Raw genomic sequence first — 18,689 nt, 5'->3', positions numbered from 1 at the left:
GTTACTCGGTCTTGAACACGGGGTTTCCGGCGGCGTCGATCATCCACCACAGGCTGCCGACGCTCTGTCCGAGCATGTCTCCGGGAACCTTGTCGTCGAGGTACCGATAGACGGGCTTGCCGTTGACGGTGATCTGGAAAGATCCTTCAGGCCCGTCGACAGTGTCGATGACAGCGTCGATTCCTTCGACGATCGGCGAATCCGTGACCGAGGTGACCGCCGGCCAGTAACGCAGGCACGCTTCGTCGCACGACCCGGCTTGTGAGTTCTCCTCGTCCGGGTTGTAGACGTAGACGGTCATGCCTTCGCCGTCGACGGCGATCGTCCCGAGTGGGGAGTCGGCGGTCTTCAGCAGGGGTGCATCAGCGGCGGCGGGTGGCGACAGCGACGTCGCAATGGCAGTGACGTTGTCTGCGCTGTCCCCGGAATCGAGGGCGTCGGGCGAGCAACCGGTGAGGATCAGGGCGGTACTCGCAACCGTCGCGAACAACCACTGTCTGCGCATGACGTCTCCGTTCTGGGCGGGAGTGCTCGGGACAAGCAATCGGGGATACCCGTTGCGGACGAGCTGAAAACGCCGGGCGTCGGGATTCCTCGACAATAGCTCTGTTACAGAGCTATTGTGAGGTGTGGATGAAATCGGAGCAGATCACAGGCTTTCGGATGACGTCCTGGAGACGCTCGGGCAATTGCGCCGGGGTACGAGGAAGGCATCGGGGCGACCGTTTGCAGAACGACCGCTCGGCGGCGCCCAAATCGAACTCGTCAGGCTGCTACGGCGCAACCCGGGTCTGTCGGTGGCTGAGGCTGCCGGGCGATTGGGTGTCGCGGCAAACACGGTGTCCACCCTGGTTCGGCAGCTCGTCGACGAGGGAGTGATCGAACGCGTTGCCGACGAGGCCGACCGCCGCGTCGCGCGATTGGTGCTCGCGGACGAGGCGCGCGCCCGCGTCGAGGTGTGGCGTGATCGCCGGAGTGTGATTGTCGGTCAGGCATTGTCGACTCTGACCGCAGAGGACAGGGCAAGTATCGAGGCTGCGCTACCGGCCCTGTCTCGATTGGCGAGCGCTCTGGCAGCAGCCGGATCGGAAGGCGGGGGGCAGTGAGATGCTGACGCAGTGGTGGAGGAGCCGAGCAGTACACATGCCTGACCCTGACGCACCCGCGGTCGAGATCGACTCGGTCACATACAAGTTCGGCGGTCATCGGGCGGTGGACAACCTGAGTCTGGTCGTCAACGCGGGGGAATGCTTCGGCCTGCTCGGTCCCAACGGCGCAGGAAAGACGACGACGATCAGGTTGCTCAACACGTTACTTCCTCTGCAAGAGGGTGACATTCGAATTCTCGGTCGCTCCGTTCGCAGCGAAGCGATGACCATTCGGCGCTACCTCGGGTACGTGCCACAACAGCTCTCGATCGAAAGCGCATTGACCGCACGCGAGAACGTGACCTGGTTCGCGCGACTGTACGACGTTCCGCGGTCCGAACGACGCGAGCGCGTCGACCAGGCGCTCGAGATGGTGGATCTGCTCGATTCAGGTGAGCGTCTCGCGTCGAGCTTCTCCGGCGGTATGGTGCGACGGCTCGAACTTGCGCAGGCACTGGTGAACCGACCGTCGCTGCTGGTACTCGACGAACCGACGGTGGGGTTGGATCCCATTGCCCGCGAATCCGTCTGGCAGCGAGTGGCGGAGATGCAGAAGCAGTACGGCATGACTGTGCTGCTCACGACGCACTACATGGAAGAAGCCGAGGAGTTGTGTGATCGTGTTGCGTTGATGCATCACGGTGAACTTCGTGCAGTGGGCGAGCCGAGCGCGTTGGCCGCCGAACTGGGGCCGGAGGCCACTCTCGAAGACGTGTTCCGTCACTACACCGGCGACGACCTCACCGGCGGCAAGTCAGGAGGTCTCCGCGATGTCCGCACTGCCCGTCGCACAGCGCGCCGCTTGGGCTGATCCCACTACCAACGGTCTTGCTCGATTGCTCTCGAGAATTTACACATTCTGCCTCGTGGAAGTTCAGAAGTTGCGGCACGACCGATCTGAATTGGTCACGCGCGCAATCCAGCCGATCCTCTGGTTGGTGATCTTCGGTCAGACGTTCAGTCATATCCGAGCGATCCCGACTGGCGACGTACCGTATCTCGACTTTCTCGCGCCGGGCATCATTGCGCAGTCCGCGCTTTTTGTTGCGATCTTCTACGGAATCCAGATCATCTGGGAGCGTGACGCGGGAGTCCTCACCAAACTCATGGTGACGCCGACGCCACGAGCCGCACTGGTCACCGGAAAGGCATTTGCAGCCGGTATCCGTGCGGTCGCCCAGGCCGTGGTCGTAGTCGTTGTAGCGGCGCTGCTGGGCGTGAGCATGACGTGGAACCCGATCAAGCTGCTCGGCGTCGTGGCTGTCGTTGTCCTCGGCTCGGCGTTCTTCGCCTGTCTGTCGGTTGCGATCGCGGGGATCGTGCTCAAACGAGATCGATTGATGGGCATCGGCCAGGCGATCACCATGCCGTTGTTCTTCGCGTCCAACGCTCTGTACCCGGTCGAACTCATGCCGACGTGGGTTCAGTGGCTCAGTCGCATCAATCCGCTGAGTTACGAGGTGTCAGCGCTGCGCGGTCTGCTGATCGGAATGCCCACCGACTACCTCGTCGACTTCGGCGTGCTGATCGGGGCCGCGCTGCTCGGAATCATCACAGCTTCGGCACTATTGGGCCGCTTGACTCGCTGATCTGACTCGCTGAACTCCGCTCCGGACTAGTCGCGAGTGAACGGTGGGGTGTAGGTGCTGCAATCCGGAGGGACGGCCGGGAGTCCTTCGGACGAGCGAAGTTTCTCCGCAATCGATGAGAGCAAGTCCTGCGATTCAGGGGAGAGATCGACCGCTTTTATGGCCAGAGAACGTAATTCGCTGTCGTGGAACTCCTCGACAACCGAACGGTCTTCTTCCGGAATCAGTTCGGGATCTTGGCGAGGTGTCGGGCCGAAGAAGTACTCTGCTGCCACGCCGAAGTAATCGGCCAATGCCAAAACGACTTGCTCCGATGGATTCGTGCGCACACCGCTCCGGAGTTGCGAGAGGTACGGTGTCGAAATCTTGCATCCACGTTGCGAAAGGGCTTCCACAACTTGTGCGTTGGTGAGTCTCGGTGCTGTGGCCGGGTACAAGGCGTTCAAACGGTCCTTGAATGAATCGGTCACAATTCCTCCCTCGAGCGTGACCCAGCGTCACAGCTACTTCGCAGTTTTCACATAGTAGACGACACGGTTATTCTGGACTCTGGTCGAAAGTCCTTTCACCTGCGGATATTTGGCGCAGAAAAATTCCAAAGACTTTGTAAAGTATGTGATTTTCGCCGCGTACTGACCGTTCGTTTTGCCAAGGTGTACGGCGGTAGCGTATAAGCCGAACGGTGGTGGTTACGCCATTGTGCTGCAGGTTCTTTCAGCCGGTCCTATCCATTTTGTGTCGATGCATTCCTGCTCGGTCTGTAACGTGCGAAGCGCTGCCGCCGGGCACCGGGCGTCGTCGTGCCGGCGGTTGGCGCGCCGCGTGTTCGGGACTTCTTCTCGGTGCTCTGCTCGACGCTCGCGCGCAGTGGTGGGCCCGTATTTTGCTGCACTCGAGAGTGAGCGCTCAGGTGTGTCCACCTGCGAAAGTGACGCGCATTGAAAGCGGCCGATTGGTATGTCATCGACGTTGGAACACAGTGCTTCTCGTCGGTCCCCATTTTTCATGCGGTGACATAAGGTTCATGCGGTGACATCAGCGCCGCCCGGGCGTGTTGCTGCGGCGGACCGGGCTCGAAGCGCAGCCGGTCGGCCGGACATGTCGAGCGTCGACTCTGCGTCTTTCGGATCGGAATTGCCCGCTGCGCCAGTAGTAGTCGACGTCGTCGCAGTCAGGTGCATGTCAGAACCATGTGGAGGATTACACGTCTTGCACACGGAGGGCGACAGTCCGGGCGGCAATTCTGTCGCACAGATCTACCATCCAGTCCCCGCCGTGCGCTGCTCAACCTGCGGCATGTGTGCCTCGGCCTCGGAAGCGCTTTATGGCACGGGGGTTGCTGACCGGCGCATACTGGTTACAACACAGTGTGTTCGAAGGGCAGGACTGACATGGTCAGTGTCGAGAAGTGGGCGATGTGGGATTCCGCCGTGGAGGTGGACGTCACCGAGGGCGCTGCGCTGCCTACTGCGCACGCGTTGATCGCAGCTGCCATCGACGAAACCGAAGCGGTCTGCGACCTTCGCCGGGGAGACGCCGAGATTCACGCCGTCAACCTCGCTCAGGGAACTCCGGTCAAAGTGACACGACGTATGTCGGCTCTGCTGCGGTCGGCGCTGTGGGCTGCCCGTATGACCGGCGGTGCAGTCAATCCGCTTGCCGACAACTACTCCGAGGACGAATCCATCCCTCCGGTGCACCCGACCCCGACGTTCGAGGACGTACAGCTCGACGGAGACGTGGTGTACGCGCCCTGGGGTGCGTCGTTCGACATCACCGGAGTTGCCAAGGCCGACACCGTCGATCGCGCCGCGCAGATCGTCGCCGCCGAATTACAATGCGGCGTTGCTGTGCGGATCGGCGACGTGATCGCCACGGCCGGCCATGCACCGGCTGGTGGCTGGCAGATTCCGGTGCCGGACAGCGAAGAAGTCGAACTGATCAACGGAACCGCGATGGCGACGGCGCGGGCGCTGGAGCTGCCCTCCTGGGAGCCGAACCAGGAGCGGCCCTCCACGGAATGGGCACAGGTCTCGGTGATTGCTGACGACGCGGTGTGGGCGTACGCCGCGAGCGAAGCTGCGTTGATCCGGGGGATAAGCGCCATCAAATGGGTTGAACAGCAAGAGCTTCGGGCTCGGCTCGTCGACCGATCCGGACGCGTGTACACAACGGAAAGTTGGTTCGGCCCGGCCGCCGCGTGAGTCAGGCCCGTCCGCGCTCTCTGCGGTACCACTGCACCAGAGCATCTGTGGATGTGTCGCCGAGGTCGCCGGGTGCTGCTTCGGAAGAGAGCGCAGGCCCCAGTTCCATGGCTTGTGTCTTGCCGAGTTCGACGCCCCACTGATCGAACGGATTGACACCCCACACAGCACCTTCGACAAATACCTGGTGCTCGTAAAGTGCGATCAGCTGACCTACGACCGAGGGGGTCAGCTCCTTCGCCAAGATAGTGCTCGAAGGCCGGTTGCCTGGCATCACCTTGTGTGGCACCAGCTCCGGAGCAGTGCCCTCTGACGCGATTTCTTCGGCAGTCTTGCCGAACGCGAGAACCTTTGTCTGAGCGAAGAAGTTACTCATGAGCAGATCGTGCATTGATCCCGTGCCGTCCGCAGTAGGCAGATCGTCGGTGGATTCCGCGAACCCGATGAAATCGGCAGGCACCAGCCAGGTGCCCTGATGCAGGAGTTGGTAGAAGGCGTGTTGGCCGTTGGTTCCGGGCTCGCCCCAGAAGATCTCACCGGTGGACGTGGTCACCGGTGAGCCGTCGGCGCGAACCGATTTGCCGTTGGACTCCATGGTCAGCTGCTGCAGGTAGGCGGGAAAGCGCAGCAAGTCGTTGGAGTAGGGCAGCACTGCGCGGGACTGTGCGCCGAAGAAGTTGGAATACCAGAGCCCGATGAGGCCGAGGAGGACCGGCGCGTTCTGCTCGAGCGGTTGGTTTCGGAAGTGCGTGTCGATCTGGTGGAAACCGTCGAGGAACTCCGCAAAGCGAACGGGTCCGACGGCACACATGACCGACAAGCCGATCGCCGAGTCGACGGAGTAGCGCCCGCCGACCCAATCCCAGAACCCGAACATGTTCGCGGTGTCGATGCCGAACTCCGCCACGCGGTCACCGTGGGTGGAGACTGCGACGAAATGCTTGGCTACGGCCGAGACGTCTTCGCTGCCCAGACCGGCGAACAGCCAACGCTTTGCCGCTGTCGCGTTGGTGAGGGTCTCGAGGGTGGAGAACGTCTTGGATGCGACGATGAAGAGCGTCGTCTCCGGATCGAGGTCGTCGAGCTGTCCGACCAGATCGACAGGGTCGATGTTGGAGACGAACCGGACGCTGATTCCGGCGTCGGCGTAATGCCGTAGTGCGCGGTAGACCATCACCGGCCCGAGGTCGGAACCGCCGATGCCGATGTTGACGATGGTGCGGATGCGCTTGCCGGTAGCTCCGGTCCACTCGCCGCTGCGCACACGGTCGGCAAAAGCGCCCATCGCGTCCAGAACTTCGTGAACGTCGGCGACGACGTCTTGACCGTCGACGGTCAGAGCAGAATCCTTCGGCAGACGCAGCGCTGTGTGCAGTACGGCGCGGTCTTCGGAAGTGTTGATGTGATCGCCCGCGAACATCGCGTCGCGTCGTGCCTCGACGCCGGCCTCGCGGGCCAGGTCGACGAGCAGCGCGAGAGTCTCGCGGCTGACGCGATGCTTGCTGTAGTCGATGTGAAGATCACCGGCGTCGATCGTCAGCTCTCGCCCGCGGGCTGGATCGTCCTGGAAGAGTTCTCGCAGGTGAACGCCTTCGATGTCGGCGTAATGAGCGCGCAGTTTCTGCCAGGCTGAGGTTCCGGTGATGTCAGTGCTCACGATCATCGACTTTAGTGGCACAAGCTGGAAACTTCCGCGTGAGTCTCGCTCGCGGGCAGACGGACGCGGCTCCGACGAGCATCATGGAACCCATGGACACATTCGAATTCATTCGATCAGTTCCCACCCAGTTGTTCGTCGGCGGTCGGTTCGTGCCCGCGGAGAACAACGCGACCTTCCCGGTGGCGGATCCGGCGACCGGGAAATCGTTGACCGATGTCGCCGATGCGAGCCCCGCGGACGCGCTGCGCGCTCTCGACGAAGCCGTCGCCGTCTCGTCGAAGTGGGCGAGCACACCTGCGCGCGAGCGTGGTGAAATCCTGCGAGCCGTCTTCGAGAAGATCACCGAGCGAGCCGAGGACGTGGCGCTGCTGATGACCCTCGAAATGGGCAAGGCACTCGCCGAAAGTCGCGCCGAGGTGAAGTACGGGGCGGAGTTCTTCCGGTGGTTCAGCGAGGAGGCCGTTCGCATCGGCGGGCGCTACACGCCGGCGCCGGCGGGCAACGGCCGGATCCTTGTCACCAAAGCGCCGGTCGGACCGTGTCTGGCCATCACTCCCTGGAATTTCCCGTTGGCGATGGGTACCCGCAAGATCGGCCCGGCGTTGGCCGCCGGCTGCACGATCATCGTCAAGCCCGCCTCGGAGACCCCGTTGACGATGTTGTTGCTTGCTCAGCTCATGGCCGAAGCAGGGTTGCCCGACGGAGTCCTCTCGGTGTTGCCGACATCGAAATCCGGTGAAGTGACCGGCCCTCTCATCGACGACCCTCGACTGCGCAAGCTCACCTTCACCGGGTCCACCGGCGTCGGCAAGATGCTGGTGGAGAAGTCCGCGAAGCGATTGCTCCGCACGTCGATGGAATTGGGTGGCAACGCACCCTTCGTGGTGTTCGACGACGCGGACGTCGACAAGGCAGTCGAGGGCGCGGTGCTGGCGAAGCTTCGCAACGGTGGCGAAGCATGCACCGCCGCCAACCGGTTCCACGTCGCCAACGCCGTGCGTGAAGAGTTCACGACCAAGCTGACCGAGAAGATGGCGACTTTCACGATGGGACCCGGTACCGACCCGGAGACGAAGCTCGGCCCGCTGATCAACCAGAACCAACTCGACACGGTCGCGGAGTTGGTTGCAGATGCGGTGGATGCCGGGGCGAAGGTGCGACTGGGCGGCGAAGCGCCGGGTGGTGAAGGGTACTTCTATCCAGCCACGGTGTTGGCAGACGTTCCGGCCAGCGCGCGGATTCTGAAAGAAGAGGTGTTCGGACCCGTCGCCGCGATCACCGGCTTCGACACCGAAGCCGAGGGAATCGCAGCCGCCAACGACACCGAGTTCGGACTGGCCGCGTACATCTTCACGAGGGATCTCGACCGTGCGCTTCGGGTTTCCGACGCACTGGAATCAGGAATGATCGGCGTCAACCGCGGAGTGATCTCGGACGCGGCAGCGCCGTTCGGTGGCGTGAAGGAATCCGGATTCGGCCGCGAGGGCGGGACCGAGGGGATCGAGGAATACCTGAACACGAAGTACATCGCGCTCGAGAGCTGATACACACGCGAACGGCCACATCGGGACTGCCAGAGGCATCCGATGTGGCCGTTCGCAAGTGATCTGGGTGTGCGCTAGTGGCCCAGGCGTCCGCGGCCCAGGCGCAGGAGCAGCATCGCGAGAGTGTGGCCTTCCTGGCCCAGCTCGTTGAATCGTTCTAGGACCTTCATCTCGCGGCTGTGCACCAGACGCGGACCACCCGATGCCATCCGGGTACGGCCGATGATCTGGGAGACCTCGGAGCGGCGTTTGATGGCCGCGAGGATCTCGGCGTCGAGACGGTCGATTTCTTTCCGTAGTTCGTCGATCTCCGCCTCACTCTGGGGGATCTCGACGTCTGTCGGAGCAGTTTTTACAGTATCGACAGTATTTCCATGGGGGGCTGCAGCCTGGGTGCTCATTGCTATTCGTCTCCTCTTCCTACTGCGTGGATCGTGGTCTCGGCTCGGGTCGTTACCGATCCAGGCACACTGACGAAAATGCCCCGGATCCGATTCGGACCAGGGGCGGGTGAGCTGTTCAGATCACGTGCACCGAGGTCCGGGGCACGTAAAGTAGCGCCACAGCGGGCCGACGGGGTCGGCCGTGTTGTCGCGAACGGAAATGCTGAACATAGCGTCCAGTTTGCCATGCTCGACACAGGTAATCCAAGTGCCTCTACCAGCAGGTGGACGCACTGACGACCGTGTCGGTGGACGCCGGTAGCGTGGACAGGCGATGAACACGTACCCAGCACTCGGTGAGCACGACGGACATTCCCAGCACGACGGGGGCGGCGCGCGGGGACACGACGCGGGTTCGGACGCCCTCCTCGAGGGTCTCAACCCGCAACAGCGCGAGGCCGTGGTCCATGCCGGTTCGCCGTTGCTGATAGTCGCGGGCGCCGGCTCGGGCAAGACTGCAGTGCTGACGCGTCGTATCGCCTATCTGCTGGCCGAACGGGGTGTCACCCCCGGTCAGATCCTGGCCATCACGTTCACCAACAAGGCTGCGGCCGAGATGCGCGAGCGTGTGGCAGCTCTTGTCGGACCGCGTGCCAACGCCATGTGGGTCTCGACGTTCCACTCCAGTTGCGTGCGGATTCTGCGAGCACAGGCGGCGCTCCTACCCGGTTTGAACTCGAATTTCTCGATCTACGATTCCGACGATTCGCGTCGACTGCTGACGATGATCTCGAAGGACCTCGAGCTCGACACCAAACGATTCTCCGCGCGGCTTCTCGCCACGCATATCTCCAATCTGAAGAACGAACTCGTCGGACCGGAAGAGGCGGTTGTCGCAGCCGATCAGGATCCGGCCGAACTTCCGCGACTGATCGCCAAGGTCTACGGCCACTACCAACAGCGGCTGCGTGCGGCGAACGCACTCGACTTCGACGATCTCATCGGTGAGACCGTCGCGCTTCTTCAGGCGTTTCCACAGATCGCCGAGTACTACCGCCGCCGCTTCCGTCACGTGCTCGTCGACGAGTACCAGGACACCAACCACGCGCAATACATGCTTGTGCGTGAACTGGTCGGCGGTGCCGGCGAGTCCGACCACGCCGTTGCCCCGGCCGAACTGTGCGTCGTCGGTGACGCCGATCAGTCGATCTACGCATTCCGCGGAGCCACTATCCGCAACATCGAAGAGTTCGAACGCGACTACCCGGATGCTCGGACCATCCTTCTCGAACAGAACTACCGTTCGACGCAGAACATTCTGTCTGCGGCCAACTCCGTGATTTCCAAGAACACCGGCCGACGAGAAAAGCGTCTGTGGACCGATTCGGGTGAAGGCGAACTGATCGTCGGCTACGTTGCAGACAACGAGCACGACGAAGCATCGTTTGTCGCCTCGGAGATCGATCGGCTGGTGGACCAGGGCGAGACCAAGTTCGCCGACATCGCGGTGTTCTACCGGACCAACAACTCCTCGCGCGCGCTCGAGGAGATCTTCATTCGACTCGGAGTGCCGTACAAGGTGGTCGGCGGCGTTCGCTTCTACGAGCGCAAGGAAGTTCGGGACATCGTCGCGTATCTGCGCGTCCTCGCCAACGAGGACGACACCGTGAGCCTGCGACGCATTCTCAACACGCCCCGACGCGGTATCGGTGATCGAGCCGAAGCCTGCGTCGCCGTGCACTCCGAGCATCGCAACATCAGCTTCGCCGCCGCTCTCCGTGACGGCGCGGAAGGCAAAGTGGCGCTGCTCAATACGCGGTCACAGAAGGCCATCGCGTCGTTCCTCGAGATGATGGACGGGCTGCGGGCCCTGCTACCGACAGCGGCCGCCGACGAGGACGAACCGTTCGAGCTCGGTGACATCGGTGAGGTTGCCGAGGCGGTGCTCGAGCGCACCGGCTACCGCGCCGAGCTTGCGGCGAGCAGCGATCCGCAGGATGGCGCGCGACTCGACAACTTGAACGAACTCGTCAGCGTGGCAAGGGAATTCAGTTCCGACGCGCGAAACGCGGCCGGGCTGATCGATCCGGACGACGAGGAAACCGCAGCAATGCGTGAAGGCGAACCCGATCCGGGTTCGCTTGCCGCCTTCCTCGAACGGGTATCGCTTGTCGCCGACGCCGATCAACTGCCGGACTCCGACGACGGCGTCGTGACCATGATGACGCTTCACACCGCCAAGGGCCTCGAGTTCCCGGTCGTCTTCGTCACCGGTTGGGAGGACGGGCAGTTCCCGCACATGCGCGCCCTCGGGGATCCGGCAGAGCTGTCCGAAGAGCGTCGACTTGCTTACGTCGGCATCACCCGTGCCAGGCAGCGCCTGTACCTGACGCGCGCGATCATGCGTTCGGCGTGGGGGCAACCGATCCAGAACCCGGCGTCGCGGTTCATCCAGGAGATCCCGGAGGACCTGATCAACTGGCGTCGTGAGGATCCGGGCACCGGTGGCGGATTCGGAAGCGGCAGGCCGGGTTACGGCAGCGGAAGCCGCTACGGCAGCCAGGGCGGCCAGGGATACGGCGGCGGGCAGAACTACGGGGGAGGGTCCGGCAAGGCCGCGTCGACTCCCAGTTTCGGTGCCGCGCGTGGCCGCAACAACGTTCTGGTCCTCGCCACGGGTGACCGCGTCAGTCACGACAAGTACGGTCTGGGCACCGTGTTGGAAACCAAGGGCACTGGCCCCACCGCGACGGTCACCATCGACTTCGGTAGCGCGGGCAAGGTGCGGTTGATGCTCATCGGCGGTGTGCCGATGGTCAAGCTGTAGAAGACAGGCAAAAACTTCCGGCCCGTACCTGGAAAGGTGCGGGCCGGAAGTTTTTCATGAGAAGCGTTGGGCTTGCGATCAGTCCTGCTCGACGCCGAGGCTGATGCCGCGTGAGGCGAGCCAGGGGAGGGGATCGATCTTGTTCTCGCCGGCGAGATGAACCTCGAAGTGAAGGTGCGGGCCGGTGGAGAAGCCGCGGTTGCCGACAGTGGCGATCTGGTCGCCGGCCATGACCTGCTGACCGACCGTGACGGTGGACGTGTCGATGTGGCCGTAGACGGTGATCGTTCCGTCTGCGTGCTGTAGGCGTACCCACATGCCGAACCCGGAAGCCGGACCTGAATCGATGACCTTGCCGTCGGCGACGGCGACGATGGGCGTCCCGATCGGGGCGGCGATGTCGACGCCGGCGTGCAGGGTGCCCCAGCGGGTGCCGAAGTTGGACGTGAACGTGCCCACTGCCGGCAGCACGAACAGCGGGCGACGGGCAGCGGCTTCGCGTGCTGCGCGCTCGTCACTGAAACGCTGGCCCTTGGCAAGCAGGTTGCTGAACTGGGAGAGGTCGGTCGGCGCTGCGACGTTGAGGACCTGCGGAGCGTCGGCCTCGGTGGTGGCTGCCGTGGAGGTGGCCGGAGCGAACTGAGCGGCCTGCGGTTCTGCGGTGGTACCGATCGCGGAGGACTCGTTGGCGAGTGCAACTTCCGAGTGGTCGGCGGCAGAAGAGGAACCGTCGTTGACAACTGCCTGGCCCGCGGCGACAACCGCGCCGGCTGCAACTGCCAGAACGGCGGCGCGGCCCTTGAGAGCGGAGGGAGGGGTGGGGAGTCGGTGAGCACCGCTGCGGCGAACCGGAGATTCGACATCGACTGTCGGTGCGGAGGAGGCGTAAGTGGGGGTGCTGATCACGTCGGACTCGACGAACTCGTGAGAGTCGGAATCTGACGACGTGGAGGATGAATTTCGAGTGAACATATCGGTAGAGATCTCAGAACTTTTGGTCTCGGTGTAACGCCTGGCCGAGTGCGTTGGATAAGTGGTCGTGACCTCGTCTGGAGCTGAGTTCGAGAACCTACTAGCGGTGAACTGGCTGCGGTGATGCATATGCCGGTTCTCTCCTCGAGTTCGTGATCAGCCCGTGACTTAGACCGACTGACGGTAACGAAATGATTGCGATGGGCGCAAGCCGTAGCGGAAACCTGTCCGATTATGTGACGTGCCTCACAGCTTGACCTGGGAATATGTCGATCCGGGCAAAACGGACGAATCATCTCGTTTCGTGATCACGCGTGTCACAACCGGATCACCGGTCCATTCAGGCACTACCGTCGATCGAGTGTCCACAACACCTGGAACTACGTCGCAGGCGCGTTTCGACGACCCCGGAGTGAAGTCCGGGGCGCCACTCGCGGCGGTAATCGGACTGCTCGGTGCCGTCGGAGTGGCAGCCAGTCCCGTCGTCGGAGTCGGGAGTGGCCGCGGGGTCGACACGACGGGGGCTCTTGCTTCCGCCGCTCTCTTCGCTGCCGTCTGCACGATCGTCGTGCCGCTGGTTGCGGTGCTCACCTCGGGGCGCAGGCCCGCCTTCGCAGGTGGACTCCTGGCAGGTATCGGCGCGGTGTCCCTCGGCGCGGCGATCCTCGACGTTCAGTTGTTCGTCGACGCAATCGATGCAAACCGCTTGGACCTTTTCCGTCCGATTTCGGCGGGTTCGATCGATGCGGGTCCGGGCGCTTATCTCGCGCTCGCGGGCCACGGACTTCTTGTGGTGTCCGGTGTCCTCGGCTTCATGGTCGTCCATCGTGAATCGGAGCGGGACGGATACGGCAGCGCTCGCGCCGCGGAATTCGACGGGCGATCGGTTGGCGGGCGGATCGGTGGGTGGCCGACAGCGCTGCTGATTCTGGCCGCGGTGGTGTTCGTGCTCTCCCTGTTCGGTCCTTCCTTCAGTTCGCAGGATCCGATCTTTCTGGTCAAACCGCTCGTCGACTCGGCGGCGGCCACCGCCGTCGGTACGGGATTGGTCGGCGTCGCGGTACTCGTTGCGGTCGCGGCGGCATTGACGTCCATCTCGCTACCGGTGGGCTGCGGCGCCCTGATCGGTGTCGGTCTCGGCGCACTCGCAGTCAGTGGAACCAGGGTGATGGCTGGGTTCGCGGCCGGCGATCGGATCGGCGCCGGTTCGGGATCGGTGGTCGGGGCACTGGCCGCCGTGGTCATCGCCGTGATCGGCGTTTCAGCTCCCTACCTCGCTTCCAGGCGTGAAAAAGATGCGATTCCCGCTGAAAGTGTGGTTCGCGCACCCGCGAAGACGACAAAGGGTGCGCTGAAAGCGGCGATGGTGGCTCAGTCCCGCGCGGCGCAAGCGCGGGTGAACAGACTTCACCGCGTTGCCGGTATCGGCGCAGTTGTCACCGCAGCAGTGGCAGCCCTGGGCGTGGCACTTCCGGTCCTGTCGTTGCCGGAGAACATCCCCGAACCGTCCATGCTCTCGTCTCGAGTTGTCCTGCTCGCGGCTGCTGTACTGCTGGTCGCCGGTCTGGGCTTGTTCGCCCCGGGCCGCGCCGCGGTGGTGCGGCCGGCCGTCGGCGTGTTGTGGACCACGGTCGTGATGGGAGTCGCCGCTGTCATGCAGTCGGCTGTCATCGCCACGGACGTACCGGGCGTCGGGTTGGGGGCCGGTGCCTTCGTGCTCTGCGGCGCGGCTTTCCTCGCTGCGGCGACGGGACTGCTCGTCTGGCTGGCGGGAAGCGCCGAGCGTGAGGATGTCGACACGTCGGTAGGTGGCGGTTCGCGAGGGCTGGTGCTTATCGTCGGTGGGATCGGCGCCGTCGCTGTCCTGATCGGAACCGCGCTTCCCCTCTATCAGGGCGACGCCTATACGGCGGCCTCAGTTCTGGAGTGGCCGTGGGGAATTGACGTCTGGGGTCAACTGCTCGTCGGCGTCACCGTCGTGATCGCCGCTGTGATCGCAGCGTCCGCGCGGCCGTCGCGGGGCGCGGCATTGCTGATCGGATCTGCCGTGGCAGCTCTGGTGTACGTCGGTGAGTGGCCGCTCACGTCATCGCGCATATCGGACGCAACCGTGGGGGTGGGTGCGATCACAGCGGCCACGGGCATAGTGTTGCTTCTCGTTGCAGCGTTCTCGAGCGCAAGAATCAGTGAGACTGATGCTTGACAAATTCGGTGTGGCCACCTTGCCGAATCGGTGAGGCGTGCCTCATCGGGCAATTGCGCGTGACTTGGGCCACATAGCATCAATGCGGGCGCAAACCGAACGCGGCAACTGGTTAAAGTCCAGAACAGACCCGCTCCTACCCCTCGAGCGGGTGACAACGCAGACGAGACGGTGAGCAGATGGATCTCTTCGAATACCAGGCGAAGGAACTCTTCGCCAAGCACGGAGTGCCGACTTCGGCTGGACGTGTTACAGACACAGTCGCCGGCGCACGCGAGATTGCCGAAGAAATCGGTAAGCCCGTGATGGTGAAGGCACAGGTCAAGGTAGGCGGCCGCGGCAAGGCCGGTGGCGTCAAGTACTCGCCCGACGTGGATGCCGCAGTGGCAAACGCCGAGGCAATCCTGGGCCTGGACATCAAGGGCCATGTCGTCAAGAAGCTGCTGGTCGCAGAGGCAAGTGACATTGCCGAGGAGTACTACATCTCCTTCCTGCTCGACCGCACCAACCGCACCTACCTGGCCATGTGCTCGGTAGAGGGTGGCGTCGAGATCGAGGTCACCGCCGAGGAGAACCCCGACGCTCTCGCCAAGATCCCCGTCGACGCAGTCAAGGGCGTCGACCTCGCGTTCGCGCGCAGCATCGCCGAGGCAGGAAAGCTGCCCGCAGAGGTGCTCGACGCAGCGGCCGTGACGATCCAGAAGCTGTGGGAGGTCTTCATCGGCGAAGACGCACTCCTCGTCGAGGTCAACCCCCTCGTTCGTACGCCTGACGATCAGATCCTCGCCCTCGACGGCAAGGTCACCCTCGACGAGAACGCAGCGTTCCGTCAGCCCGGCCACGAGGCATTCGAGGATCGCGACGCTACCGATCCCCTCGAGCTCAAGGCCAAGGAAAACGACCTCAACTACGTCAAGCTCGACGGTGAGGTCGGAATCATCGGCAACGGCGCAGGCCTGGTCATGTCCACGCTGGACGTCGTCGCATACGCCGGCGAGAACCACGGTGGCGTCAAGCCCGCCAACTTCCTCGACATCGGCGGCGGAGCTTCCGCTGCAGTCATGGCTGCCGGCCTGGATGTCATCCTCAACGATGCACAGGTCAAGAGCGTGTTCGTCAACGTCTTCGGCGGCATCACCGCGTGTGACGCAGTTGCCAACGGCATCGTCGGCGCACTGAAGACCCTGGGTGACGAGGCCAACAAGCCGCTCGTCGTTCGCCTGGACGGAAACAACGTCGAAGAGGGTCGTCGCATCCTCGCCGAGGCCAACCACCCGCTGGTCACGGTCGTCGCAACCATGGACGAGGCCGCCGACAAGGCCGCCGAACTCGCTCACGCAGCGAAGTAAGGGACTCACAGAACAATGGCAATCTTCCTCACCAAGGATTCAAAGGTCATCGTCCAGGGCATCACCGGCGGCGAGGGCACCAAGCACACCGCTCTGATGCTCAAGGCCGGCACCCAGGTCGTCGGCGGCGTCAACGCTCGCAAGGCCGGCACCACGGTCTCGCACGTTGCAGCTGACGGTTCCCCTGTCGAGCTCCCCGTCTTCGCGACGGTCGAAGAGGCAATCAAGGAGACCGGCGCAGACGTCTCCATCGCATTCGTTCCCCCGGCCTTCTCGAAGGACGCCATCGTCGAGGCCATCGACGCGGAGATCCCGCTCCTCGTGGTCATCACCGAGGGCATCCCGGTTCAGGACTCCGCTTACGCTTGGGCGTACAACGAGTCCAAGGGCAAGAAGACCCGCATCATCGGACCGAACTGCCCCGGCATCATCACCCCGGGTGAGGCCCTCGTCGGCATCACGCCCGCCAACATTGCAGGCACCGGCCCCATCGGCCTGGTCTCCAAGTCGGGCACCCTGACCTACCAGATGATGTACGAACTCCGTGACTTCGGCTTCTCCACCGCCATCGGCATCGGCGGCGACCCGGTCATCGGAACCACCCACATCGACGCCATCGAGGCGTTCGAGAAGGATCCCGAGACCAAGGTCATCGTGATGATCGGTGAAATCGGTGGCGACGCGGAAGAGCGTGCAGCCGATTACATCAAGGCCAACGTCACCAAGCCGGTCGTCGGCTACGTGGCAGGCTTCACCGCTCCCGAAGGCAAGACCATGGGCCACGCCGGTGCCATCGTCTCCGGTTCCTCGGGAACTGCTCAGGCAAAGCAGGAAGCTCTCGAAGCTGCAGGCGTGAAGGTCGGCAAGACGCCGTCCGCTACCGCTGCTCTCGCTCGCGAGATTCTTCAGTCCCTGTAAGGGGCTTCGCCCCCGTGCGTGGTTAGGGAGTCTCCGGACTCCTTAACCACGCACAGTGGTATCGACCCACATCGACCCGGCAGGTTCCAACTGCCCGGCACCGGATGTGATGGATGCGACGATCGAATCGAGATCGTCGGCGTCACCGGCGGCGAGCGTCATCACCGCCTTCGATCCATACGTAGTTCCGAGCACCGAGACGCCCCGCGCTCTCAGCTCCGCTTCCACCCGACCGGCCTCTGAGTGCCGGATCGCCAAAGTGCGCAGGACCTTTCTCTCCCTGGCCACAAGCTCGGCCGAATCGAGAGCCACCGAGACCGCTCCCGAATACGCGCGGACCAATCCACCGGCGCCGAGCTTGATTCCGCCGAAATAGCGCGTGACGACAACAATCACATCGACCAGATCTCGAGACTTGAGAACCTGAAGCATCGGCACCCCGGCAGTGCCGCCCGGTTCACCGTCGTCGTGTGCACGTTCGACGCGTGAGTTCGCCTCGTATCCGATCACGAAAGCCGAACAATGATGGCGCGCATCGGGATACAGCGATTTCTGCTCCGCGACGAACTCCGTGGCGGCTTCGGCGTCGTCTACTCGGTGAAGCGCGGCGATGAATCGTGAGTGCTTCACCTCGGTTTCGACGACGTGGTCGGCGCCGGGCGCGAGGGTGAAGGGCATCTGCCCATTGTCTCCTGTCGGTGTTAGCGTGCGAAGTCGAGACACATACGCTGGTAACCATCGAAGACCGTCTACGAGGAGAAGTCATGACGTTCACGCCGCAAGGGCCCAGCTTCGGGCCACCGAATCAGCCGGCAGCGGGCGGTGGAACCAAGAATCTCGGATTCATCCTGCTCATCGCCGTCGCGGCACTCGGCCTGATCAATTTCCTGCTCGGTTTTGCGCCCTTCACGTCGATCAGTGGAAGCAGCAGCGGCATCGGTAGCGGCCTGGATACCAGTTCGAGTTTCTTCGAATCGAGCATCTACGGCCTCGGATTCGTTTTCGCCGGCGGTGTGGTTGCGGGCGTATCGCTCCTCCCGAAGCAGTCGTATGCAGGCATTGCCGCAGCGCTCACCCTCACGGGTTTCTTCGCTTTGGTGTTCGCCGCGTTCTCCGTCGGTACCAGCGACTACGTCGACATCAGCCTCGGTTGGGGCCTGATCATCGTGCTGATCCTCTCGTTCGTGCAGACCGTCGTCGCAGTCGCCGCGTTGTTGTTCGAGATCGGAATCCTGAAGGCGCCCGCGCCCCGACCGGTAGCTCAGCAGTACGGTCAGCAGCAGCCTTACGGCCAGCCCCAGGGCCAGGCGCCAGGTCAGCCACAGGGATACGGACAGGCTCAGTACGGCCAGCCTCAGCAGGCTCAGCAGCCGGGCCAGTACCAGCAGAATCCGCAGTACGGGCAGGCGCAGCAGCAGGGATACGGGGGAGCGCACGCCGCCCCCGTCGACCCGACCGCTTCGCAGCCGCCTTACGGCCAGACTGCGTCTCCCTACGGGCAGAACCCGGTGCAAAATCCCGGACAGACCGACTCGTCGGCCGCGACGACGTCGTCTTACTATCCGCTGACCTCTCAGCCCGGTGGCCAGCCGAACCCGAGTTACTCGTCGGATCAGTTCACCGCTCCACGCGGTTACGGCCAGCCGTACAACCAGCAGCAGACTGGCTCGACCGAGCAGCCGACGGGCTTCGAGCCGCCCACTTTCGAAGCGCCGACGCCGTCTGCGGAACCTGACCAGGGCAGCAGCGATTCCGCGGCCGAGACCAAGGTCTTCGGCTCGCAGAACCCCGACGAGCGTCAGCAGTAGTACTTCTTCGTTTCACGAACATGAATGTGGCCTCCGACCCGCTGCGGGTGGAGGCCACATTCCGTGAGCCCGACGGCGCGCCTG

Annotated in this window: 17 protein-coding genes; 10 read left to right on the top strand and 7 right to left on the bottom strand. The window is 63.4% G+C overall.

Annotated features, from left to right (window positions below):
* Position 1: 1 nt before the first annotated feature.
* Complete coding sequence (locus RA302_RS21660; protein WP_003946334.1) at positions 2-505, bottom strand: hypothetical protein; 504 nt, start codon at positions 503-505, stop codon at positions 2-4.
* A 124-nt stretch (positions 506-629) separates the two neighbouring features.
* Between RA302_RS21660 and RA302_RS21655 the strand changes: the two genes are divergently transcribed.
* The 3 genes from RA302_RS21655 to RA302_RS21645 are packed head-to-tail and all read left to right on the top strand — an operon-like array spanning position 630 to position 2,737.
* On the top strand, positions 630-1,106 hold the full coding sequence (locus RA302_RS21655; RefSeq protein WP_083291662.1) for a MarR family transcriptional regulator: 477 nt from the start codon (positions 630-632) through the stop codon (positions 1,104-1,106).
* 1 nt (position 1,107) lies between these two features.
* The gene (locus RA302_RS21650) at positions 1,108-1,959 is read left to right on the top strand and encodes an ATP-binding cassette domain-containing protein (protein ID WP_070162000.1); all 852 of its coding nucleotides are present in this window, start codon (positions 1,108-1,110) and stop codon (positions 1,957-1,959) included.
* Positions 1,919-2,737 (top strand): ABC transporter permease, encoded by an 819-nt coding sequence (locus tag RA302_RS21645; RefSeq protein ID WP_070162002.1) that lies wholly within the window; start codon positions 1,919-1,921, stop codon positions 2,735-2,737. Before RA302_RS21650 ends, RA302_RS21645 begins: the two co-directional genes overlap by 41 nt.
* Positions 2,738-2,763: 26 nt before the next feature.
* Here RA302_RS21645 and RA302_RS21640 read toward each other — a convergent pair whose 3' ends face one another.
* A complete protein-coding gene (locus tag RA302_RS21640; protein ID WP_003946341.1) occupies positions 2,764-3,207 on the bottom strand; it encodes a helix-turn-helix transcriptional regulator in 444 nt (147 codons plus the stop codon).
* A 552-nt stretch (positions 3,208-3,759) separates the two neighbouring features.
* Positions 3,760-3,918, bottom strand: coding sequence for a hypothetical protein (locus tag RA302_RS21635; protein ID WP_155277906.1), 159 nt, complete (start codon positions 3,916-3,918; stop codon positions 3,760-3,762).
* Positions 3,919-4,128: 210 nt separating this feature from the next.
* On the opposite strand from RA302_RS21635, the gene RA302_RS21630 reads away from it, so the two are divergent.
* Positions 4,129-4,941 (top strand): FAD:protein FMN transferase, encoded by an 813-nt coding sequence (locus RA302_RS21630; protein WP_007727618.1) that lies wholly within the window; start codon positions 4,129-4,131, stop codon positions 4,939-4,941.
* Position 4,942: 1 nt separating this feature from the next.
* Here RA302_RS21630 and pgi read toward each other — a convergent pair whose 3' ends face one another.
* On the bottom strand, positions 4,943-6,598 hold the full coding sequence (gene pgi / locus RA302_RS21625) for a glucose-6-phosphate isomerase (protein WP_007727615.1): 1,656 nt from the start codon (positions 6,596-6,598) through the stop codon (positions 4,943-4,945).
* A gap of 92 nt (positions 6,599-6,690) precedes the next feature.
* Between pgi and RA302_RS21620 the strand changes: the two genes are divergently transcribed.
* The gene (locus tag RA302_RS21620) at positions 6,691-8,145 is read left to right on the top strand and encodes an NAD-dependent succinate-semialdehyde dehydrogenase (RefSeq protein ID WP_007727613.1); all 1,455 of its coding nucleotides are present in this window, start codon (positions 6,691-6,693) and stop codon (positions 8,143-8,145) included.
* 74 nt (positions 8,146-8,219) lie between these two features.
* Here RA302_RS21620 and RA302_RS21615 read toward each other — a convergent pair whose 3' ends face one another.
* Complete coding sequence (locus RA302_RS21615) at positions 8,220-8,546, bottom strand: chorismate mutase (protein WP_003946362.1); 327 nt, start codon at positions 8,544-8,546, stop codon at positions 8,220-8,222.
* Between the two features lie 316 nt (positions 8,547-8,862).
* Here RA302_RS21615 and pcrA point away from each other — a divergent pair, with 316 nt between their 5' ends.
* On the top strand, positions 8,863-11,355 hold the full coding sequence (pcrA, locus tag RA302_RS21610; protein ID WP_003946394.1) for a DNA helicase PcrA: 2,493 nt from the start codon (positions 8,863-8,865) through the stop codon (positions 11,353-11,355).
* Positions 11,356-11,433: 78 nt separating this feature from the next.
* Here pcrA and RA302_RS21605 read toward each other — a convergent pair whose 3' ends face one another.
* Positions 11,434-12,456: a M23 family metallopeptidase gene (locus RA302_RS21605; protein WP_030534879.1), complete on the bottom strand. Its 1,023-nt coding sequence runs from the start codon at positions 12,454-12,456 to the stop codon at positions 11,434-11,436.
* A gap of 232 nt (positions 12,457-12,688) precedes the next feature.
* On the opposite strand from RA302_RS21605, the gene RA302_RS21600 reads away from it, so the two are divergent.
* From RA302_RS21600 to sucD, 3 genes are all read left to right on the top strand, one after another.
* On the top strand, positions 12,689-14,530 hold the full coding sequence (locus RA302_RS21600) for a hypothetical protein (RefSeq protein WP_243617293.1): 1,842 nt from the start codon (positions 12,689-12,691) through the stop codon (positions 14,528-14,530).
* A gap of 179 nt (positions 14,531-14,709) precedes the next feature.
* Entirely contained in the window at positions 14,710-15,879 is a 1,170-nt protein-coding gene (gene sucC / locus RA302_RS21595; protein ID WP_003946426.1) for an ADP-forming succinate--CoA ligase subunit beta, read from the top strand.
* A gap of 15 nt (positions 15,880-15,894) precedes the next feature.
* Complete coding sequence (sucD, locus tag RA302_RS21590; protein WP_003946432.1) at positions 15,895-16,797, top strand: succinate--CoA ligase subunit alpha; 903 nt, start codon at positions 15,895-15,897, stop codon at positions 16,795-16,797.
* A 42-nt stretch (positions 16,798-16,839) separates the two neighbouring features.
* Here the strand turns inward: sucD and RA302_RS21585 are convergent, their stop codons facing one another.
* Complete coding sequence (locus RA302_RS21585; protein ID WP_003946418.1) at positions 16,840-17,475, bottom strand: YigZ family protein; 636 nt, start codon at positions 17,473-17,475, stop codon at positions 16,840-16,842.
* An 86-nt stretch (positions 17,476-17,561) separates the two neighbouring features.
* On the opposite strand from RA302_RS21585, the gene RA302_RS21580 reads away from it, so the two are divergent.
* The gene (locus tag RA302_RS21580) at positions 17,562-18,605 is read left to right on the top strand and encodes a DUF5336 domain-containing protein (RefSeq protein ID WP_064111768.1); all 1,044 of its coding nucleotides are present in this window, start codon (positions 17,562-17,564) and stop codon (positions 18,603-18,605) included.
* Positions 18,606-18,689 lie beyond the last annotated feature (84 nt).

The organism is Rhodococcus sp. DN22, assembly GCF_036669995.1.
GTDB classification, from domain to species: Bacteria; Actinomycetota; Actinomycetes; order Mycobacteriales; family Mycobacteriaceae; genus Rhodococcus_F; species Rhodococcus_F erythropolis.
Note: the sequence above shows the minus strand (reverse complement) of the source record. Positions and strands in the feature narration are given on the sequence as shown.